The organism is Niallia sp. FSL M8-0099, from assembly GCF_038006945.1.
GTDB lineage: Bacteria > Bacillota > Bacilli > Bacillales > Cytobacillaceae > Niallia > Niallia circulans.
Genome location: NZ_JBBOWF010000001.1, coordinates 1,538,738 through 1,561,417 on the forward strand (window position 1 = coordinate 1,538,738; position 22,680 = coordinate 1,561,417).

The window sequence follows — 22,680 nt, forward strand, 5'->3', positions numbered from 1 at the left end:
AGTTAAAACAACAAGGGATCCTCCTAGTAAAATGATGGAAGGGGAAATCTTTTTAAAAGTAGATTCCCCAAATTTGTTTTAGAAAAGGCACCCTTATATTACACTCTTTAAGAAAGTGTTCAGAGGTGTTTATTGTGAAAATCATGGTTCAAAAATTTGGCGGAACATCCGTTAGAGATGAAAAAAGCCGAATTCAAGCAAAAGATCATATTAAGGATGCATTAAATGAAGGATATAAAGTAGTAGTAATTGTTTCTGCGATGGGACGAAAAGGAGAACCTTATGCAACAGATACATTGTTGTCTTTAGTCGGCGGATCAGAATCAAGTATCAGCAGAAGAGAAAACGACTTATTAATGTCATGCGGCGAAATTATTTCAAGTGTTGTGTTTACGCAACTATTACTAGAAAATCAAGTTTCGGCAACTGCATTAACAGGTGCTCAAGCTGGATTTAAGACAAATAATGATTTTACGAATGCAAGAATTATGGAAATGGATTGCAGCCGTGTTCTTGAAGAATTAAAAAATCATGATGTTGTAGTAGTAGCTGGTTTCCAAGGGGCAGCGCCCAATGGGGATACAACTACTTTAGGCAGAGGCGGAAGTGATACATCTGCGGCTGCTTTAGGATCAGCACTTCAAGCAGAATATATTGACATTTTTACAGATGTAGAAGGTATTATGACTGCAGATCCAAGAATTGCAGAAAATGCTCGTCCGCTATCTGTTGTTACCTATTCGGAAGTTTGCAATATGGCTTATCAAGGAGCAAAAGTTATTCACCCACGAGCAGTGGAAATAGCAATGCAAGCAAAAGTACCGATTAGAATACGGTCCACGTATTCAAAGGGGACTGGTACACTTGTCACCTCTAGTAATGCGGAGAGTCGAGGCAGTGACATAAAGGAAAGACCAGTCACAGGAATTGCTCATGTGGCAAACGTAACCCAAATTAAAGTTTTTGCAAAAAAAGATCAGTATGACTTACAATCGCAAGTCTTTAAAGCAATGGCAAATGAAGAAATCAGCGTAGACTTTATCAATATTTCACCTAACAGTGTCGTATATACTGTAACAAACGAAATGACAAACAAAGCAATTGCCGTTCTTGAAAATATGGGATATGAACCAGTTATCGAAAAAGAATGTGCAAAAGTATCCGTGGTTGGTGCTGGAATGGCCGGTGTACCTGGGGTGACATTTAAAATTGTTACTGCACTTTCAAATAAGGGAATTCGCATCCTCCAATCAGCGGATAGCCATGCAACGATTTGGGTGCTTGTGAAGCAGGATGATTTAGTAAGTGCAGTTAATGTATTACATGATGCGTTTGAGTTAGAAAAAGAAATAGAATAGAAAATAATAGATACAACGAGATCGAAATGAGAATAGGAGTGGAACGATGGGTTTATTTGGTAGGGTGTCAACGGCCATGATTACACCATTTGATGCCAAGGGACATATAGATTTTCCAAAAACAACACAGTTAATTAATCATTTACTTGAAAACGGAACAGATTCTTTAGTGGTAGCTGGTACTACTGGAGAATCGCCCACATTATCCAAACAAGAGAAGATTGCTTTATTTAAACATGTGGTAAAGGTAGTGGAAAAGAGAGTTCCAATCATTGCAGGAACAGGTAGTTATAACACATATGAGTCCATCGAATTAACGAAACAAGCAGAACTCGCAGGTGTGGACGCTGTTATGGTAGTTGGACCATACTATAACAAGCCGAACCAAGAGGGGTTGTATCAACATATTAAAGCAGTTGCAGAATCTACAAAACTACCCGTTATGATATATAATATTCCAGGTCGTTCTGTTGTTAATATTGAACCAGAAACTATTATTCGTTTGTCAGAAATTGATAATATTGTAGCTGTAAAAGAGGCTAGTGGAAATCTAAATAACATCACAAAAATTATTGCATCAACACCAGCTGATTTTAATGTATACAGTGGTGATGACAGCTTAACTTTACCAATTTTATCTGTAGGAGGAACGGGAGTAATTTCTGTAGCTTCGCATATTATTGGCAAAGAAATGAAAGAAATGGTGACTTCCTTTTTAGATGGAAAGGTAGAGGAAGCATCTAAAATGCATCAACAATTACTTCCTCTTATGTTAGTTTTATTTAAAGCACCTAACCCTGTTCCAGTAAAAACAGCATTACAATTAAAAGGATTTGATGTGGGTTCTGTTCGTTTACCTTTAGTGCCATTAACAGAGGAAGAGCGAATCGAATTAGCGAAATTTATTTAAGGAATTAGAAGGATATCGTATATTTACGAGGACTATTGATAACAGTTTATTTGATTCTTTTTTGCTAGTTTTATAAATGTTTACGTGTCAGAAGAGCTTAGCTATCTCTTATTACGACGGATAAACCAAAGCAAAAATGGTTTATTCCTCCTGAGATAACTAGCTCTTCTGTCTTTTTTATTAGATATCTTTATTAAGAAAGACTTGTTTCTAAACTAGTTTTTGATTATGATTGGATACATCATCATATTTTTAAATAGCGCAATCATAAGTTTCTCATATATAAGAAACTAGAAGTTTTTGCAGTAGATGAGTGTTTAGCTATATTGTCTTGCGAATTTTTTGTTTGGCGGAAGTCCACATGTGAAGACGCAAACTGTCTTCTTAGTTTCCTCTATCGAAAAAACTGCGGTTTGGACAACGGCTAGTAAGAACACAAGAGTATTTAGATAAGGTTATATATAAGGAGGAGAAGTCATGGCGAATAATCAGTTGCAAAAAAACTTACTGCCAAGACATATAAGTTTAATGGCCATGGGAGGAGCTATTGGGACAGGGATATTTAAAGGTAGTGGAGAAACAGTTTCAATCGCAGGTCCAGGTGTTATTTTTACATACATATTTGCAGGACTTTTATTATTAGTAGTGATGGGCAGTATTGCGGAAATGGCTATTATTTATCCAAATACAAACATGAAGGGCTTTATTGGGAAGGCCTTTGGCAACCAGACGGCATTCGTTATTGGCTGGATGTACTGCATTTTATGGCTTGCTGTATGTGTGATTGAGGTAGTTGTAGCAGGAAGCTTTCTGCAGTTTTGGCTGCCAGATGTGCCACTGTGGATATTAAGCATTCTTTGCGCAATAGGTTTAATTGTCGTTAATACAATGAATGTGAAAAATTATGGGGAATTTGAATTTTGGTTTGCTGGAATTAAAATTGGCATGATTATTATATTTATTATATTAGGAGCTGCTGTTTTATTTGGGCTTATTCCATCAGGGCAAACAAACTATCTGCAAAATTATACAGAGCATGGCGGCTTTTTCCCAAATGGATGGACATCTGTTTTTTCTGCTCTTTTAATTGTTATGTTTTCTTATGGAGGCTCCGAGCTCATTGGCGTAACCGTAACGGAAGCGAAAGATGCAGAAAAAGTACTGCCAAAAGTTATTAAAAGCTTTATTCTTCGCATTGTTTTATTTTACACATTGCCTATTTTAATTATTTGTGGACTAATTCCTTGGAATGAGTTAACAGAAGAATCCAGCCCTTTTGTACAAGTACTTTCGATTTCTGGATTATCTGGTGCAGCCCACATTATGAATTTTGTCTTAATTATTGCTGTGTTATCTGCAGCAAATTCGGGTATATATGGATGTACAAGAATGATGTACTCTCTTTCAACGGAGGGAGAAGGACCGAAAGCCTTTAGCAAAGTAAACCACAATGGAGTGCCGACTTATAGTTTAATGGTTACAGGTATTATCTTAATTGCTGGATCAATGATTGCTTTATTTAAACAAGATCAAGTATTTTCTTTACTTATGGCATTCCCAGGCTTTGTTGTATCGATTGTTTGGATTATGATTTGTCTAGCGCAGTTAAAGCTTAGAAAACAATATCCATTTCAGCCAAGTTTTAAAATATGGGGATATCCATATATTCCGATATTTACTGTAATCTGCTTAGGCATCATAAGCATTAGTTTCTTATTTGATGAGGCGAATCGAATTAGTATACTAGCATGTTTAATTTGTTTTTTTGCTGTGACAGCTATTTCTATATTTAAGTTTAAATTGAATAAACGGTAAAAAATTTTATTTTAGGAAAAAGCGTTGGAATGCTAGGCGAACTATAGAAAAATACCTCCTGATATTGTTATGAAATGAACCTGAAAAAGGAAGATTTCATAAAATTGGTTGTAAACAATTTTAAACATCAAGTATAATAATCATAACTGATCAATGGTCGGCTTAACTCAACATAGGAGGAAACAAAAATTGATGAAAAATGAAAAAATAAAGCTTGTCGCACTCGGCGGAGTGGGCGAGAACGGTAAAAATATGTTTGTAGTCGAAGTAGACGAAGATATATTTGTAATTGATGCTGGCTTAATGTACCCGCAAAATGAAATGCTCGGGATCGATATTGTTATTCCAGATATCGCGTATTTAAAGCAAAATAAAGAAAAAGTAAAAGGAATTTTCTTAACACATGCACATGAAGATCATATCGGAGGCTTATCTTATATTTTAAGAGATTTAGATGTACCGGTTTATACGACTTTATTAACAGCTGAACTAACAAAGGAAAAGATGAAAGAGCAAGATTTCAAAGGACAAGCACAATTCGAAATTGTGACATCGAAAACTGTTCTAACATTTGCTTCCTCAAAAGTGTCATTCTTTAAAACGAATCATAGTATCCCTGATAGCATTGGGATTGTTATTCATACATCAGAAGGTGCAATCGTACATACTGGTGATTTCAAATTCGATCAAACAGCAAGTGATCTTTACAAGCCAGATTATGGCGAGATGGCCAAAATAGGAGAAGAGGGAGTATTAGCTTTATTATCTGATAGTACGAATGCAGATAAACCAGGCTATTCCACAACAGATTTTGTTGTAACTCAAAGCTTAATTGAGGCATTTTTACACACAAATGGTCGGATTATTGCAGCTTGTTTTGCAACTGACTTAAATAGAATTCAACATATTATTGATGCAGCTGAAAAAACAAATCGAAAAGTTGCGATTATCGGCAAGAATTTACAAAGAGTGTTGCAAATTGCTTTAAAACACAACTATTTAGTAGTAGATGAAGAAACGATCGTTACCTATAACGAGCTTCAAGGATATACACAAGACCAAATGGTAATCATCACTACTGGTACAAAAGGGGAACCAATTGAAGCACTGCAAAAAATGATTAAGAAAAATCATAAGCAGGTAAGCATCATGGAAGGGGATACCGTTTTATTTGCAGCATCCTCTTTCCTAGGCAGTGAAGTTTTTGTCGGAAAAACAATCGATAAATTATACAGAGCAGGTGCAACACTTCTTGCAGGCTACAAAACATTTAACAGCTCTAATCATGGCAGCCAAGAAGAATTAAAATTTATGATTAATATGATGAAGCCTAAATTCTTTTTGCCTATCCATGGGGAGTATCGCGTATTAAAGGCACATGAAAAAATTGCGATTGAATGTGGTGTACCACCGCAAAATATTTTCCTTCCGGAACAAGGAGAGGTGCTTGAATTTAAAGAAGATACTCTTCGTGTAGGCGGAAAAATTCCAGCTGGAAATGTATTAATTGATGGCAGCGGTGTTGGCGATGTTGGGAATATTGTTTTAAGAGACCGCAAGCTGTTATCACAAGACGGAATTTTAACGGTTGTTGTAACTTTAAATAAAGCGGAAAGAAAAATCTCTGCTGGTCCTGAAATCATTACAAGAGGTTTTGTGTATGTTCGCGAATCAGAGAAGTTGCTAGAAGAAGCTGCAGACCGTGTAAGAGATATTGTAGAAAAAAGTATTAGTAAGGACAGCTTCGACTGGACTGGAATTAAGCAAGATATTAGAGATACGCTAAACCAGTTCTTATATGAAAAAACAAGACGTAGACCAATGATCTTGCCAATTATTATGGAAGTTAAGCCAGTTAGAAGATAAAAGTGAGAGCCTCCTTAAGATAAGGGGGCTTTTAGTTTGTTTGGGACTAGCCGTGCTTAAATCTAAGAAGAGTTTGAATTGAAAAAGGAGAAGCTTCCTTGGGATTTAGATGAACCGTGGGGACCGCTGCTTAGCCAAAGGTCGGAAAAGACTTCTAACAAGAATTTTTCTGAAAAGCTTTCACTTAAAATTTATTCCAGAAGTAAAAGCGACTTATTGACTTTTCGATTTCGCCCGCATGAAATAGTGTTTCTCGCTTCATACTAAGATTATTATGGTTTTAGGAAGGGAGAACTTTATGGTTTCAGTTAACAATAATAATCAGCCTGATGAAAAGCCAAATGAGGATAAACCATCAAGCTTAATGGAAAAAATTCAACAGCTGGGACAAACTAATGTACCACAGCTTTCTCAAGATTCAAAAATACATTGTTTAACCATTGTTGGTCAAATCGAAGGTCATTTACAATTACCGCCTCAAAATAAAACAACGAAATATGAGCACCTGATTCCACAAATTGTAGCAATCGAACAAAATCCTAAGATTGAAGGGGTTCTTGTCATTTTGAATACAGTAGGAGGGGATGTAGAAGCAGGATTAGCTATTTCTGAAATGCTTGCTTCTCTGTCTAAACCAACTGTTTCCCTTGTTTTAGGAGGTGGGCACTCAATTGGTGTTCCAATTGCTGTTTCCTGTGATTATTCGTATATTGCAGAAACAGCAACGATGACAATCCATCCTATTCGTTTAACAGGTCTGGTTATTGGAGTACCACAGACCTTTGAATACTTAGATAAAATGCAAGAGAGAGTGGTTAATTTTGTGACCAAGCATTCTAAAATTACAGAAGAAAATTTTAAAGACCTGATGTTTGCAAAAGGAAATTTAACGAGAGATATTGGAACAAATGTAATTGGAAATGATGCTGTTACTTCTGGACTTATTGACTCTGTTGGCGGAGTCGGGGATGCGATGAAAAAGCTCAATGAGTTGATTGATGTCAATAAAGAACAGAATGAAGGGATTATCCAATGATTATGTATACAATGATGCCAGAAGAATTGATTTTTCCAATGAGCCAAGATATCTATGAAAAACACCAAGTTATTCATTATAATGGCATTCCTTTATTAGTAGCTAGAAATGAGTCAAATGAATATGAAGTCATAAGAATACTTAGCACCGATCCCAATCATTTTCTGCAGACAGAAATGCAGCCAGGAGCAAAAATTCCAACCATTTAATTGCTTTTTTATTAAAAAAGTTGATAATAGGGAATGATAGGGGGAAAAACTTATCTAGTATTTTGCTTTTTTAGCTAGAGTTGGCAGGATATCAGCTGAAGCAGGCGGCAAATCAGCCAAATGAGCAAAATATCAGCCAAAACAGGCAGCAAATCAGCCAAACGAGCAAAATATCAGCCAAAACAGGCGTGAAATCAGCCAAACGAGCGAAATATCAGCCAAAGCACACAACAAATCAGCCAAACCAAAAAGCATACCTTTTTCTATAAAAACAGCAAAGGATAAAAAAACCTTCGGAAAGAAGTTTCCCTTTATAAACTATGTTATAATATAGGAACAACAAAGAAGCAGCCTAAGGCTGCTTCTTTACTACAAAAGAGAAAGATACTTTTTAAATATTAGGTGATCAAATGGCAAAAAGGAAAAAAAGAAAAACAAGAAAAAAACAACATCTTAAATTAACGATACAATATGAACTTGCAGCCCTGCTTCTTATGGCGTTGAGTTTTATCTCTATTTTACAACTCGGTGCGGTTGGGAAAACAATGGTTTCTTTTTTCCGTTTCTTTTTTGGAGAGTGGTATATGCTTTGCCTAATAGGCCTTATCGTATACAGTGGTTATTTAATGTGGAAAAGAGAAAAGCCTTATATGTTTCATACGAAATTAAATGGAATTTATTTAATTGTCAGTGCAATTTTATTACTTAGCCATGTAACATTATTTAAGTTGCTAGCAAGCCAAGGCGCTTTTCAAAACCCAAGTGTAATATTCAATACATGGGAATTATTTTGGATGGAAGTGAATAAAGAGGCTACTAATGTCGATTTAGGCGGTGGTATGATTGGTGCCGTTTTATTTGCATTATTTCATTATTTATTCGACACGGTAGGTACGCAGATTATCAGCTTTATCGTGATTGTGATCGGTTTTATCCTGCTTACTGGTAAAACGTTAAGTGGTGCTTTTAAAAAAGTTATATCAAGTATCTGGAATTTTTTCCAAGATCAATGGGAAGCGTTTAAGCAAGATATGAAAGACTGGAAAGAATCGATTCAAAAAAATAAAGAAAAGCGGAAGGCAGAAAAACAAGCAAGACGCGAAAATCAGCAGTCTAAGGAAAATACGAATGCTTCTATTATTGTGAACACTCCGCCTCAAGAGGAAGAGCCATACATACAAGAGCCAATTATTAATACCTTTGCCGAAAGAGCCTATCAGGAAGAAGTCATTCAGGAAGACTTGTTGGCAGATTCGCCAGAAGAACAAACCGATTTAGGTGATGTCGTACCAATAACTTTTACAGAAGTAGAAAATAAGGATTATGAACTCCCGCCTTTAAAACTATTAAAGTTGCCGAGAAAGGCAGATCAGAGTGGGGAATATGAGCAAATTCACGCAAACGCTGCTAAATTAGAAAGAACCTTTCATAGCTTTGGCGTAAAAGCTAGAGTAACAGAGGTTCATTTAGGACCTGCGGTAACGAAGTATGAAGTTCATCCAAGCGAAGGGGTAAAAGTAAGTAAAATTGTTAATTTAAGCGATGATTTAGCTTTAGCTCTTGCAGCAAAGGATATTCGCATTGAAGCACCTATTCCTGGAAAATCAGCAATCGGGATTGAAGTTCCCAACTCTGAAGTTGCTGTTGTGTCACTAAGAGAAGTATTGGAATCAAGTAAAAATGATAAGCCTGATTCGAAGCTGATGATTGCTTTTGGACGAGATATCACAGGGGAAGCCGTATGCGCGGAATTAAATAAAATGCCCCATTTACTTGTTGCCGGAGCAACAGGAAGTGGTAAATCTGTCTGTATTAACGGGATTATTACAAGTATATTGATGAGAGCAAAACCTCATGAAGTAAAGCTAATGATGATTGATCCGAAAATGGTTGAATTAAATGTATATAATGGAGTCCCTCATTTGCTGGCCCCTGTTGTGACAAATCCAAAAAAGGCATCACAGGCATTAATGAAGGTTGTTAGTGAAATGGAGAGAAGATACGACTTATTCTCCCATACAGGGACAAGAAATATAGAAGGCTATAATGAGTATATTAAACGAATAAATGCAGAGGAACAAGAAAAGCAGCCACTATTGCCATTTATCGTGGTGATTGTAGACGAGCTTGCTGACTTAATGATGGTAGCATCATCTGATGTAGAGGATGCCATTACACGACTTGCACAAATGGCCCGTGCAGCCGGAATTCATCTAATTATTGCCACTCAGCGACCTTCAGTTGATGTTATTACAGGAGTTATTAAAGCAAATATTCCATCGCGAATTGCGTTCGCTGTTTCCTCTCAGACGGATTCTCGTACCATATTAGATATGGGAGGAGCCGAAAAGCTATTAGGAAGAGGAGATATGCTATTCTTCCCTTATGGGGCAAGCAAACCTGTGCGAGTACAAGGAGCGTTCTTGTCCGATGAAGAGGTGGAAGAAGTGGTTGATTTTGTGATTGGTCAGCAAAAAGCACAATATCAAGAGGAAATGATTCCAGATGAAATTGTGGAAGTTACAGGAGCTGTAGAAGACGAACTATATCATGAAGCAGTTGAACTAATTGTTGAAATGCAAACAGCTTCTGTTAGTATGTTACAAAGAAGGTTCCGGATTGGCTATACGAGAGCAGCTAGATTAATCGATGAAATGGAAGCCCGTGGGGTAGTTGGACCATATGAGGGCAGTAAACCAAGAACAGTTCTTGTGCCTAAAAGTTCCGAAGAAATAAATATGCAGTAATAATAGCAGATGAATTGAATTCAACCAACATATAGGACAAAAAATGAACCGGTTATGAGAGAAACAATCATATTTTTTAGAAAAGGACTTGAAATAGTATAACCTATTTCAAGTCCTTTTTTAGCGTATATTCTGAACATTCATTCAAGATATGTAAGAAAAAATAACAAAACAATGCATTATTTTTACAATAATATACAAAAGAAAACGGTTGATTTCCGAACAATTACTCATTTCTGTATTTTTTCGACGAAATTCTTAAAAGTCTATTTATTTATTAGGAAAAAAGTGTTATAGTATTTTCGATTAGTAGGAATGATTGAACATCAGAGGTCTGATGTCTTAGAAATGTTTGGAGGAACATCATATGCTAATTAAATCGGATACGAGACATTTATATTTGCAAGTAGTAGATCGTCTAAAAAAAGATATTGAGTTAGGAATTTATAAAGAAAAAGAAAAATTCCCCTCAGAATTCGAGCTTGCAAAAACTTTAGGTGTGAGCCGGGCCACTTTAAGAGAGGCACTGCGTACATTGGAAGAAGAAAATGTCATTGTCAGAAGACATGGTGTTGGCACTTTTGTTAACTGTAAACCATTGTTTAATTCTGGCATAGAACAATTGAATAGTGTCACGAATATGATTAAGCAGGCAGGTATGAATCCAGGCACTATATTTCTAAGCTCAAACACGATGTTCGCTACTGAAGAAGACTCGACACGCTTCTCTGCATTACAAGGAGATGAACTGCTCGTTATCGAAAGAGTTCGAACAGCTAATGGCGAACCGGTTGTTTATTGTATAGATAAATTGCCACAGAAATTTTTGCCTGAGCGATTTTCATACGATCAAGAATCGATTTTTCAGTTCTTGGAATCGGATAGTCAAAGACATATTACATACGCTGTTGCACAAATCGAGCCGATAGGATATCACGATAAGGTATCTCCCATTCTGCAATGTGAACCAGAAACTGCACTGCTTGTATTAAAACAGATGCATTATGATGAGAAGGATGAACCGATTCTTTATTCAGTAAATTATTTTCGATCCGATAAGTTTAGCTTTCAAGTATTAAGAAAACGAATATACTCGTAGAAGCTGAACAGACTAATCGTATAAAATTTGACTAAATAACAATAAAAAGTCTAGGGGGTACAAGCTTTGAAGAAGCGTAAATTTGGCTTAGCACTATCTTTAGTACTAGCTGCTGGAACTGTATTAAGTGCTTGCGGAAGTAATGACAAAGGTAACGATAAAGCAGCAGATGGGGATAAAGAGAAAGACTCATTTAAAGTTGCAATGGTAACAGATGTCGGTGGTGTTGATGATAAATCATTTAACCAATCAGCTTGGGAAGGTTTACAAGCATTTGGTAAAGAGAATGGCTTATCAAAAGGTAATGGTATTGATTACCAACAATCACAGTCAGATTCAGATTATGCTACTAATTTAAATAATTTATCTCGTCAAGGCTATAATTTGGTATTTGGAATCGGATTTTTAATGGAAGGTGCAATTTCAGAAATTTCTCAACAACAAAAAGATGCACATTTTGCAATTGTTGATGCTGTAGTTAACCAACCTAATGTAGCAAGCATTACTTTTAAAGAACAAGAAGCTTCTTTCTTAGCTGGTGTTGCAGCAGCTCATGCAACCGAATCTAAAAAGATTGGATTTATTGGCGGGGTAGAAGGAGATGTAATTGGACGCTTCGAAGCTGGATTCGTTGATGGCGTTAAAGCAGTAGACCCTAATATTAAGGTAGACGTACAATATGCTGGTGCATTTGATAAACCTGAACTTGGTAAAACAATTGCAAGTAAGATGTACTCTTCAGGCGCAGATGTAGTATTCCATGCTTCTGGTGGTACTGGTGCTGGATTATTCTCTGAAGCTCGTGATTTAAAAGAAAAAGACCCTTCAAAATATATTTGGGCAATCGGTGTTGACTCTGATCAAGCAGCAGAAGGTGTTGTAGGAGACCACAACATTGTGTTAACTTCTGCATTAAAAGGTGTTTCCACAGCGGTACAAGATATTTCAACTAAAGCAAAAGACGGTAAATTCCCAGGTGGCGAAACTACTGTTTATGGCTTAAAAGAAGATGGTGTTGGTCTTGCACCAATTAATGAAGAAGTTAAAAAGAAAGCTGAAATTGATGCAGCTGTTGAAGAATGGACTGCTAAAATTAAAAACGGTGAGTACACTGTTCCTGATACTGTTAAGTAAATAGCAATTGCTAATTTTCCAGGAATAAGTGGTTTGCATGGCAAACACTTATTCCTTTTTTACGACAAAAAATAGAATTTTAACTAAAGAGTAGAAGTTTAATTCTAGTCTTTATTAAAAATTTTATATGTCGAAATTATCGTAATATAAAAATTACATAATTTCCTTTGTGGATTGTTTTAGAAAATAAAATTCTTTGACATCATACGTGTATTTTAAGCTTTATAACATTTATCTTGTAAGGTAAGTAAGAAGGAGTGGATTAGATGGAATATGTAATCGAGATGTTAAATATTCGTAAAGAATTCCCTGGTATTGTTGCAAACAACAATATTACCCTTCAAGTAAAAAAAGGTGAGATTCACGCACTTTTAGGGGAAAATGGTGCAGGAAAATCTACGCTAATGAATGTTCTTTTTGGTCTATATCAGCCAGAAAAAGGGGAAATTCGTGCGCGTGGGAAAGTCGTAAATATTTCTAATCCAAATATTGCGAATGATTTAGGAATCGGAATGGTTCATCAGCATTTTATGTTGATTGACACCTTTACGGTGACGGAAAATATTATTTTAGGAAAAGAAACAGTCAGCAAAGGAAAAATCGATTTAAAAAAAGCAGAAAGAGAAGTACAGGAAATTTCAGAGCGTTATGGATTGGCAGTTGATCCGAAAGCGAAGATTGCTAATATTTCTGTTGGAATGCAACAAAGAGTAGAAATCTTAAAAACGTTATATCGCGGAGCTGAAATTTTGATTTTTGATGAGCCGACAGCTGTTTTAACTCCGCAGGAAATTGCCGAATTAATTGGTATCTTCCGTAAGTTAATTCAAGAGGGCAAGTCCATTATCCTCATTACCCATAAATTAAAAGAAATTATGGAAGTATGTGACCGTGTTACGGTTATCAGAAAAGGGGAAGGCATTGGCACTTATAATGTAAAAGATACAAACCCAAATGAGCTTGCAAACTTAATGGTTGGCCGTGAAGTTTCCTTTAAAACAGAAAAAAAAGCACCAAATCCGAAAGAAACAGTATTAAAAATTTCTGATTTAACTGTAAAAGATAGTCGTGGTGTCCATGTAGTCAACTCTCTTAACCTAGATGTTAAAGCAGGTGAGATTGTGGGGATTGCTGGGGTAGATGGCAATGGTCAATCAGAGTTGATTGAGGCGATTACTGGCTTAATGAAGAAAAACAGTGGAAGTATTACCCTTAACGGCAAAGAAATCAGTGTACTTTCTCCACGGAAAATTACAGAAAGTGGGATTGGTCATATTCCGCAGGATCGACATAAACACGGTTTAGTACTTGACTTTTCGATTGGACAAAATATGGCTTTACAGACCTATTACAAAAGCCCATTTTCTAAATATGGCTTTTTAAATCAAGGTGAAATCGAGAAAAAAGCGAGCAAGTTAATTGAAGAATTTGATGTCCGTACACCAAGTATACACACACCAGCGAGAGCTCTCTCTGGGGGTAACCAGCAGAAGGCAATCATTGGTAGAGAAGTAGATCGTGACCCTGATTTGCTTATTGCTGCCCAGCCAACTAGGGGACTGGATGTAGGTGCAATTGAATTTATTCATCGACGATTAATCGAACAAAGAGATAAAGGAAAAGCGGTATTATTAATATCCTTTGAATTAGATGAAATTTTAAATGTCAGTGACCGCATTGCTGTTATTTTTGATGGAGAAATTATTGCAACAGTGGATCCAAAAACAACAACAGAACAAGAGCTAGGTTTATTAATGGCAGGATCGAAAGCTAAAAAAGTGGGTGTGGAGAATAATGTCTAATACAATAAAGAAAATTAGTATTCCAATTATTGCCGTATTGTTAGGGGTTATTGTTGGGACGATTATCATGTTTGCAACAGGTTATAATCCTGCGGATGCATATACAGCCCTTTGGAATGGAGCGTTTGGAGATATTTATTTCACTGGAGAAGTAGTGCGCCAAATCACTCCGTTGATTCTTGCAGGTCTTGCAGTTGCCTTCGCTTTTCGCACCGGATTATTCAATATTGGGGTTGAAGGGCAATTAATTGTTGGCTGGCTTGCTGCAGTTTGGGTAGGGATTTCCTTTGATTTACCAAAAATTATTCATTTACCACTTGCTGTATTAGCTGCTGCTGCTGCTGGTGCGCTGTGGGCATTTGTACCAGGCTTTTTAAAGGCACGATTTAGAGTTCATGAAGTTATCGTAAGTATTATGATGAACTATGTCGCATTACATGTATCCAACTATTTAATCCGAAACGTGCTTACAGATAAAGCAGACCGTACAGAAAATATTGCGCCAACTGCTAGTCTGCGTTCTGGGTTCTTAGAAAGCTTAACAGACTATTCCCGTATGCACTGGGGAATTTTAATTGCGGTTGGATGCGCTATACTTATGTGGATTATCTTAGAGAAAACAGTAAAAGGATATGAATTAAAGTCTGTTGGTTTTAATCAGAATGCCTCCCAATATGCTGGTATGAATGTTAACCGTAATATCATTCTTTCTATGGTCATTTCTGGTGCTTTTGCAGGTCTTGCAGGAGCAATGGAAGGTTTAGGAACATTTGAATATGTGAGTAATAAAGGTGGATTTACAGGGGTTGGATTTGATGGGATTGCCGTTGCTTTACTTGGAGCAAATGGCCCAGTCGGAATCTTGCTTGCTGCATGCTTGTTCGGTTTCTTAAAAGTAGGGGCGCTAAATATGCCGCTTGAAGCTGGAGTACCGAATGAGATGGTTGATATCATTATTGCTTTAATCGTTTTCTTTGTTGCTTCAAGCTATATGATTCGCTTATTCTTAGAACGATTGAGTAAAAATAAAAGTAAAAAGGGGGAGAAGTAAATGGGATTAATGGACGTATTATTAATTGTCATACCTTCTTCGCTATTGTTTGCTGCTCCACTAATTTTTACTGCGCTTGGCGGGAATTTTTCTGAAAGAGCAGGGGTAGTTAATATTGGACTAGAGGGTTTAATGGTAATGGGAGCTTTCTCCTCCATTGTTTTTAATTTAACATTTGCTGATAGTCTTGGCGCTTGGACACCATGGGTTTCTTTGCTTGTCGCAATGGTTGTCGGTGCTCTATTCTCGATACTTCATGCAGTGGCAAGTATTACATTCCGTGCCGACCAAACGGTTTCTGGTGTAGCGATTAATCTACTAGCAGCTGGTCTTGCTATGTTCTTAGTAAAATTAATCTATGATGGAAAGGGACAAACAGGTACCATTCGTTATAGCTTTAAGAAAATTGATATTCCGCTATTAAAGGACATCCCTGTGATTGGAGACTTATTTTTCTCTAATACATATTGGACTTCTTACTTAGCAATTGTTGTTGCTGTTATTGTTTGGTTCGTTATGTATAAAACGCCATTCGGCTTGCGTCTTCGTTCTGTTGGAGAGCATCCGATGGCTGCAGATACAATGGGCATTAACGTAACCAAAATGCGTTATATTGCGGTTATTCTTTCTGGTGCATTTGGTGGAATCGGCGGCGGCGTATTTGCGCAGTCGATTACAAATGATTTTACCCATGCGACCATTAGCGGACAAGGATTCATGGCACTTGCCGCCCTGATCTTCGGAAAATGGAATCCGCTTGGAGCAATGGGAGCTGCGATTTTCTTTGGTTTTGCTCAAAGCTTAAGTATTGTTGGAAGCAGCTTACCGTTTTTAGAAAACATCCCGAGCGTTTACTTGTTAATTGCACCATATGTATTAACTATTATTGCATTAACAGGCTTTATCGGTCGTGCAGATGCACCAAAAGCTTCTGGTGTTCCTTATATTAAAGGTAGCAGATAATCCTTTGGGAAAATAAAAAAGAGACTTCTAATGATGTGCACCCCAAAAGTTAGACGAACCAATTCTAACTTTTGGGGTGTTTTTTATTTAATCATTTCACTGACTAATTTTCCTGACGTTTTTTATTCCTCATGTGTATTAATTGCCTTGGTTTTAATTTCTTTATCCAATAAATCAATTGGAATATGTTTAGGAATCACATCTGCAGGAACTTCGCCGTTCATATCTAAATAATAATGGCGAATAGGTTTTAAGGAATTATCATCTAATTCATATACTAATGGAATGCTTGTTGGAATGTTTAAAGACGCAATTCCGTCAGGTGAAACGTTATCTAAATACTGAATAATAGCGCGAATTGTATTACCATGAGCTGCAATTATTACTTTTTTATTATTGTGTAGCATGGGTGCAATTTCTTGATCCCAGAAAGTTAGGACTCTTTTCTCCGTATCGGCAAGACTTTCTGTTAAAGGAAATTCGCCTTCTTCGAGCTGTTGATACCTTGGATCGTCGATATTGTAGCGGGGATCATCCTTATTTAAAGCTGGTGGTCTGATATCCATGGATCTTCTCCATTTTTGAACTTGGTCAAGCCCATATTGATCAGCTGTTTCTTTTTTATTTAATCCTTGCAAAGCACCATAATGCCGTTCATTTAATTTCCACGTTTTATGTATAGGAATCCACATGCTATCCATTTCATCGAGAATAATCCATAATGTCCGAATAGCTCTTTTTAAATAGGATGTATATGCAATATCAAATGTGTATCCGTTATGATTGAGAATAATTCCAGCTTCCCTTGCTTCTGTTAACCCTTTTTCTGATAGTTCAATATCTGTCCAACCAGTAAAGCGATTTTCCACATTCCAAAGACTTTCTCCATGGCGAATCAAAACAAGCTTTGGCATTGTGCATCTCTCCCTTTCTTCTTTTCTTTATTTTTTTCCTGTTTTCATGGAAATAATCGTCCTTTTAAAGGAAAAAGTATAATTTAGAATTATTTTCTTCGCTATTATTGAATAAACTTTTTTTGATTGATAATTGATTTAATTAATTTTTTATAAAGTTAGGAAAATATATGAGCGTAAAAAATCTATTATTTTTATTTAGTAGTATATTGCTTATCCTTGTAATCGGACTATTATGGAATGGACCAATTTATGGTAATGATGAAGTTCTATTAAGAAGGTTGATTAAGGAACTAATCTGAAATTTATTGATATTTTCGATACAGAAAAGACTAGAATCGCTGGTTTTACAAATGGGGAGGGCTAGGGAGCTATTAAGTTTGAAAAACATTCCAAAGGCAACTATACCTAGCTTGGTAAGAGCTTTGATAGAGAGCTGAGTAAAGGAGTAACTAGCTACACGATTTCAATCGAGGGTGAACGAACACCACTCTTTCTTTTTATTATCAGATGGGGTGGGGCAAGTGTTCGTTCGATTGACTTAATCATTCATAATGAGTGGAAGGAGAGAAAAAGGTATCTTTAGGCAATTTTTCAATGGGAACGTCGATGAAAGACTTTCAGAAATAGAGGCAAAATCCTATTATTATAAGTTTAAGCTATATGATAAAGAAGGAATAGAAATAAGCAAAGGAGAAAGATATAAGTTTAGAGGAAAATCATCCTAATCTAGACTTTATGAGAATAACCATATAAATAGAGTTAATACTAGTAAGTAGTGTATGATTAGTGTAAGTATATGAGGAGGTATGTTATGAGCATAGCAACGGAAAAAATTACAAAATATAGCGGCTTTCAATTACATACAGTCAAGACTGAAAAATTTAAAACGAATACGATTGTGGTGAAATGGCGGACCCCTATTACAAAAGAAAATTCCACACTCAGGGCCCTTCTTCCTTATGTGATGCAAAATAGTACAAAGAAATATCCGACAACGGCAAAGCTTCGTTCCTTTATAGAAGAATTGTACGGAGCTACTTTTTTTATCGATCTTGCTAAAAAAGGGGAATACCACATTGTTTCTTTCTCCTTAGAAATTGCAAATGAAAAGTTTCTCTCAGACCCAGCTCCTTTATTAAAAAAAGGCTTGGAATTTTTATCTGAGGTAATCTTTCAGCCAAATGTATCAGAAAGTGGTTTTGACCAAAATGTTATAGAGAATGAAAAACGTGCATTAAAGCAAAGAATTCAATCCATCTATGACGATAAAATGCGATATTCGAATCAACGGGTAATTGATGTTATGTGTGAAAATGAGCCTTATGCATTAAGTGTGTACGGTGAAAAGGATGAGGTTGACAGCATTACCCCACAATCCCTTTACGCCTATTATACAAAAGCGTTAGCAGAGGATCAGATTGATTTGTATATGGTCGGCGATATTAAAGAAGAAGAGATAGGAGCATATATTGAGGATTTATTTCCATTTAAAGAAAGAACTGCACAATCAATTGATCGTAGAAAAACGTATGAAACTAGGGAAGTAAAAGAGGTTCGTGAAGTTCAAGATATTAAACAAGGAAAACTAAATATGGGATTCCGCACAAATATAGTTTATGGAGATCCAGAATATTTTGCCCTTCAAGTACTTAATGGTATTTATGGCGGGTTCTCGCATTCTAAGCTATTTATTAATGTCAGGGAAAAAGAAAGTCTTGCCTATTATGCAGCAAGTCGTTTAGAAAGTCATAAAGGATTGCTTTTAGTAATGTCAGGAATAGATAATAACAATTATGATAAGGCAGTAAAGATTATTAAGGAACAAATGGAGTTAATGAAAAAAGGCGAATTTTCCGATCAAGAAATAATGCAGACAAAAGCGGTGATTCATAATCAAATGCTGGAAACATTGGATACTTCCCGTGGCATGATTGAACTGTTCTACCATAATAGTGTAAGTGATAATTATGTAGAGATGGGCGATTGGCTTCAATATATGAGTAAAGTTTCCAGAGAGGAAATCATTGCTGCCGCTAAAAAGATCGAACTAGACACCATTTATTTCTTAACGGGATCGGAGGGAAATGCATAATGGAAAAAATAGAATTTGCTCAATTGCAAGAAGAGCTATATTATGAAAAATTAGCAAATGGCTTAAAGGTATATATTTTGCCGAAAAAAGGGTTTAATAAGACGTTTTGTACATTCACAACAAACTATGGTTCTGTAGATAACACCTTTATTCCTCTTGAGGGATCCGAATTCACTCAAGTTCCTGATGGAATTGCTCATTTCTTAGAGCATAAGCTTTTTGAAAAAGAAGAAGGTGACGTTTTTCAAGATTTTAGTAAACAGGGGGCAAGTGCTAACGCTTTTACGTCTTTTACAAGAACAGCCTATTTGTTTTCTAGTACCTCTAATGTAGCGAATAATCTGGAAACGCTTATTAATTTTGTACAGGAGCCATACTTTACGGAGAAAACGGTAGAAAAAGAAAAAGGAATTATCGGACAAGAAATTACGATGTATGATGATAATCCAGATTGGCGCCTTTACTTTGGATTAATTGAAAATATGTATGTCCATCATCCTGTGAAAATTGATATTGCTGGAACGATTGAATCCATCTCACATATCACAAAAGATATGTTGTATGAGTGCTATAATACGTTCTACCACCCAAGCAATATGCTTCTTTTCATTGTAGGACCTGTTGATCCAGAGGAATATATGGCTCAGATAAGAGAAAATCAAAGTAAAAAAGACTATACAAATCATAGTGAAATTCAACGTAAATTTAAAGAAGAGCCTGCACATGTTAATAAGGACAAGCAAGTTTTAAAAATGAACGTCCACACTTCTAAATGTCTTGTTGGGATAAAAGGAATCAATGTAGAGCAGTCCGGAAAAGAAATGATGAAACAAGAGTGGAGCATCAATTTATTATTAGATTTCCTATTTAGTGAAAGCTCTGAAAACTACCAAAATCTTTTCCAAGAAGGCTTAATTGATGATACTTTTTCTTATGATTACACACAGGAGCACGGATTTGGATTTGCGATGATTGGTGGGGATACGAGTGATCCTGATCGGTTAGAAGCTGCAATTAAAGAAATTTTAATGAAAGCTAAAACAATGGATTTCGCCAGCGAGACGTTAGAAAGAACGAAGAAAAAGAAAATTGGCGCTTTCTTACGTGCGATTAATTCACCAGAATATATCGCTAACCAATTTACACGCTATGCTTTCAATGAAATGAATTTATTTGATGTGGTGCCTGCTGTCGAAGAAATAACAGTAGAGGATATAAAAAATGCGGCTAATAAATTTTTAGCAGAAGAAAGACTAACATCTTGCCAAGTAGTGCCGAAATAATGATGGCAGACACAAAGAAATTTATTTCTTTGTGTCTGTTGCTGTTTAGATTTATAGGTAAAAGTATATGGAGTGAGAAAAAAATGGGGAAATGGATTTTAATTACCGGTGCATCTGGTGGGATTGGACAAGCAATTGCAAAACAATTAGCAAAAGAAGGCTATTCTCTTTACTTACATTATCATCAAAATGAAAAAGCAATAAAGGAATTATTAGAAGTTCTAGCAGTGAATGGCGGAGAATACTTACCTATACAAGCAGATTTACAACAAGAAAATGACTATCAAAAAATTCTCGAAAGTATTTTCACAATAGATGGAATCGTTCACGCAAGTGGTATAAGTACATATGGTTTATTGACGGATTTGGAAGAAGGGGAAATGAAAGCCCTATGGAATGTCCATGTTCATTCATTAATGTGTATAACAAAAGCATTATTACCGAAAATGCTTTCTAGACAATATGGTAATATTATCGTGATCACCAGTATATGGGGCCAAGTAGGAGCAGCAATGGAAGTTGCTTATTCAACTGTAAAGGGCGCCCAGATTAGCTTTGTGAAGGCATTAAGTAAAGAGGTTGCCTTTAATGGTATTCGAGTGAATGCAGTAGCTCCTGGCGCTATTGAAACGAACATGCTTCAATCTTTTTCGCCTGAAGAAATGCAGTTGATGGCAGAGGAAATCCCGATGGGGAGATTAGGAAGTCCGCAAGAAGTAGCAGAAAGCGTAGCCTTTCTATTATCGGAAAAATCTTCTTATATGACAGGACAAGTCCTTTCACTTAATGGGGGATGGCATGTATAGATAGCTTTTCCAAAAGATTTTCATGCATATTATTTCATCGAACAAACCAAAATAATGATGTAATTCACTTAAGCAATGGAAGGAGTAATTCATGATGTCTATTTTAGAAAATTGGGATCAATGGAAAGACTTTTTAGCAGATCGTCTTCATCATGCTGAAAATGAGGGAATGAATCAGGAAGCAATAGGAGATCTTGCTTTTCAAATTGGAGATTATCTGTCTAATCAAGTTCAACCTAAGAATGAACAAGAAAAGATTTTATCCGATTTATGGTCAGTTGCAGATGAAAAAGAACAGCATGCGATTGCAAATATGATGGTAAAATTAGTGCATAATAACGGAACAAAATAATTATTAGTGGCAATCATAGAAGCTCGATAAATAGAAAAGCTATTTATCGAGCTTCTTTCTTTTGTTATGTAAAAATATTCTAATCAAGATGATATGCTTAATAGATGGGAATCCTGTCTGACCAAAAGCAAGAAAGCAAAATAGAAAAGGAAATAGGGAGAAAAGCTCCTCTATTAAAAAGGTATATCTCCACACTGTTCATTTAAATAAAGGAAGAAACAAATAGAAGCAATTGCCTGCAAATAAATCAAGTAACAATAGCAGAAACCAATGATTTTAGATAAAAAAGAATACCTTATTTTCCTAGAATGCACCCTTTCTATAAAAAGTCCATCTTTTTTTCTATTTTGACCCCTTTTTTCTTGATTATTTATACTATTGCTATATGATAGAAGTTAAAAGACTAGAAAATTTCACTTGCTAGTTGTAGGAGGATTTTTTTGGAACAGAAGGAATGGTATCTAGAATACGAAATTCAAAAAAACCGACCTGGCCTACTAGGGGAGATTTCCTCATTACTAGGGATGCTTTCAATCAATATTATCACCATTAATGGGGTAGACGATGGACGGCGTGGCTTATTAATGTTAGCCAAAAATAAGGAACAAATAAAAAGGTTAGAATCTATTCTCTATACAATGGACACAATAAAAGTAATCAAGCTTAGAGAACCTTCTTTAAGAGATAAACTTGCAGTTAGACATGGTCGTTATATTCAGAGAGATGCAGATGACAAAAAAACATTTCGCTTTGTTCGTTATGAGCTAGGATTGTTAGTAGATTTTATGGCCGAATTATTTAAGACAGAAGGCCATAAATTAATAGGTATTAGAGGGATGCCGCGGGTAGGTAAAACGGAGTCCATAGTAGCTGCAAGCGTTTGTGCAAATAAGAGATGGCTTTTAGTAAGTTCTACTTTGCTAAAGCAGACTATCCGCCATTCCTTAATGCAGGGAGAATATAATGAAAACAATTTATTTATCATTGATGGAATTGTTTCTTCTAAACAGATTAATGAGCGACATTGGGCGGTTGTTCGAGAAGTGATGCGCCTGCCATGTATAAAAGTAGTAGAACATCCTGATGCCTTTGTACATAATACAGAATACACTTTAGATGATTTTGATTATATTATTGAGCTAAGACATGAGCCAGGCGAGGAGATTCTTTATGATGTTCATAAAAAAAATACTCTTGCCTTAGAAAGTGAATTCGAGGGTTTTGATTTTTAGTAGTTGGA

At 36.0% G+C, this 22,680-nt stretch carries 19 protein-coding genes; 18 read left to right on the forward strand and 1 reads right to left on the reverse strand.

What is annotated here, in order from left to right:
- Positions 1 to 134 precede the first annotated feature (134 nt).
- The 13 genes from dapG (at position 135) to NSQ92_RS07230 (ending at position 15,990) form a co-directional block, all read left to right on the forward strand.
- Positions 135 to 1,358 carry an aspartate kinase gene (gene dapG / locus NSQ92_RS07170; protein WP_095321306.1) on the forward strand — a complete coding sequence of 408 codons (1,224 nt, stop codon included), beginning with the start codon at positions 135 to 137 and terminating at the stop codon, positions 1,356 to 1,358.
- A 46-nt stretch (positions 1,359 to 1,404) separates the two neighbouring features.
- Positions 1,405 to 2,268, forward strand: coding sequence for a 4-hydroxy-tetrahydrodipicolinate synthase (gene dapA / locus NSQ92_RS07175; protein ID WP_047940050.1), 864 nt, complete (start codon positions 1,405 to 1,407; stop codon positions 2,266 to 2,268).
- Positions 2,269 to 2,745: 477 nt separating this feature from the next.
- Positions 2,746 to 4,083 (forward strand): amino acid permease, encoded by a 1,338-nt coding sequence (locus NSQ92_RS07180; RefSeq protein ID WP_047940051.1) that lies wholly within the window; start codon positions 2,746 to 2,748, stop codon positions 4,081 to 4,083.
- Positions 4,084 to 4,275: 192 nt separating this feature from the next.
- A complete protein-coding gene (locus NSQ92_RS07185; protein WP_341152911.1) occupies positions 4,276 to 5,949 on the forward strand; it encodes a ribonuclease J in 1,674 nt (557 codons plus the stop codon).
- A 298-nt stretch (positions 5,950 to 6,247) separates the two neighbouring features.
- Entirely contained in the window at positions 6,248 to 6,985 is a 738-nt protein-coding gene (locus NSQ92_RS07190) for a ClpP family protease (protein ID WP_047940052.1), read from the forward strand.
- Complete coding sequence (locus NSQ92_RS07195) at positions 6,982 to 7,194, forward strand: YlzJ-like family protein (protein WP_047940053.1); 213 nt, start codon at positions 6,982 to 6,984, stop codon at positions 7,192 to 7,194. The genes NSQ92_RS07190 and NSQ92_RS07195 overlap by 4 nt, the downstream gene beginning before the upstream one ends.
- An 80-nt stretch (positions 7,195 to 7,274) precedes the next feature.
- On the forward strand, positions 7,275 to 7,463 hold the full coding sequence (locus tag NSQ92_RS07200; protein ID WP_341152509.1) for a hypothetical protein: 189 nt from the start codon (positions 7,275 to 7,277) through the stop codon (positions 7,461 to 7,463).
- Between the two features lie 141 nt (positions 7,464 to 7,604).
- Positions 7,605 to 9,941, forward strand: a complete 2,337-nt coding sequence (locus tag NSQ92_RS07205) for a DNA translocase FtsK (protein WP_095257537.1) — start codon at positions 7,605 to 7,607, stop codon at positions 9,939 to 9,941.
- A 367-nt stretch (positions 9,942 to 10,308) separates the two neighbouring features.
- Positions 10,309 to 11,040, forward strand: coding sequence for a GntR family transcriptional regulator (locus NSQ92_RS07210; protein ID WP_047940055.1), 732 nt, complete (start codon positions 10,309 to 10,311; stop codon positions 11,038 to 11,040).
- 66 nt (positions 11,041 to 11,106) lie between these two features.
- Positions 11,107 to 12,174, forward strand: a complete 1,068-nt coding sequence (locus tag NSQ92_RS07215) for a BMP family lipoprotein (RefSeq protein ID WP_061796650.1) — start codon at positions 11,107 to 11,109, stop codon at positions 12,172 to 12,174.
- Positions 12,175 to 12,440: 266 nt separating this feature from the next.
- Entirely contained in the window at positions 12,441 to 13,976 is a 1,536-nt protein-coding gene (locus NSQ92_RS07220) for an ABC transporter ATP-binding protein (protein ID WP_095257536.1), read from the forward strand.
- Positions 13,969 to 15,027, forward strand: a complete 1,059-nt coding sequence (locus NSQ92_RS07225) for an ABC transporter permease (RefSeq protein ID WP_047940058.1) — start codon at positions 13,969 to 13,971, stop codon at positions 15,025 to 15,027. The genes NSQ92_RS07220 and NSQ92_RS07225 overlap by 8 nt, the downstream gene beginning before the upstream one ends.
- A complete protein-coding gene (locus tag NSQ92_RS07230; protein ID WP_061796649.1) occupies positions 15,028 to 15,990 on the forward strand; it encodes an ABC transporter permease in 963 nt (320 codons plus the stop codon).
- 122 nt (positions 15,991 to 16,112) lie between these two features.
- Here the strand turns inward: NSQ92_RS07230 and gpmA are convergent, their stop codons facing one another.
- On the reverse strand, positions 16,113 to 16,904 hold the full coding sequence (gene gpmA / locus NSQ92_RS07235; RefSeq protein ID WP_047940061.1) for a 2,3-diphosphoglycerate-dependent phosphoglycerate mutase: 792 nt from the start codon (positions 16,902 to 16,904) through the stop codon (positions 16,113 to 16,115).
- 814 nt (positions 16,905 to 17,718) lie between these two features.
- Here gpmA and yfmF point away from each other — a divergent pair.
- The 5 genes from yfmF (at position 17,719) to NSQ92_RS07260 (ending at position 22,672) form a co-directional block, all read left to right on the forward strand.
- Positions 17,719 to 18,999, forward strand: coding sequence for an EF-P 5-aminopentanol modification-associated protein YfmF (gene yfmF / locus NSQ92_RS07240; RefSeq protein WP_047940062.1), 1,281 nt, complete (start codon positions 17,719 to 17,721; stop codon positions 18,997 to 18,999).
- Positions 18,999 to 20,282 carry an EF-P 5-aminopentanol modification-associated protein YfmH gene (gene yfmH / locus NSQ92_RS07245; RefSeq protein ID WP_047940063.1) on the forward strand — a complete coding sequence of 428 codons (1,284 nt, stop codon included), beginning with the start codon at positions 18,999 to 19,001 and terminating at the stop codon, positions 20,280 to 20,282. Before yfmF ends, yfmH begins: the two co-directional genes overlap by 1 nt.
- A gap of 83 nt (positions 20,283 to 20,365) precedes the next feature.
- Positions 20,366 to 21,088: an elongation factor P 5-aminopentanone reductase gene (ymfI, locus tag NSQ92_RS07250; RefSeq protein ID WP_047940064.1), complete on the forward strand. Its 723-nt coding sequence runs from the start codon at positions 20,366 to 20,368 to the stop codon at positions 21,086 to 21,088.
- A 94-nt stretch (positions 21,089 to 21,182) separates the two neighbouring features.
- Complete coding sequence (locus NSQ92_RS07255; RefSeq protein WP_047940065.1) at positions 21,183 to 21,440, forward strand: DUF3243 domain-containing protein; 258 nt, start codon at positions 21,183 to 21,185, stop codon at positions 21,438 to 21,440.
- A 440-nt stretch (positions 21,441 to 21,880) separates the two neighbouring features.
- Positions 21,881 to 22,672 (forward strand): YmfK family protein, encoded by a 792-nt coding sequence (locus NSQ92_RS07260; RefSeq protein WP_047940066.1) that lies wholly within the window; start codon positions 21,881 to 21,883, stop codon positions 22,670 to 22,672.
- Positions 22,673 to 22,680: the final 8 nt, after the last annotated feature.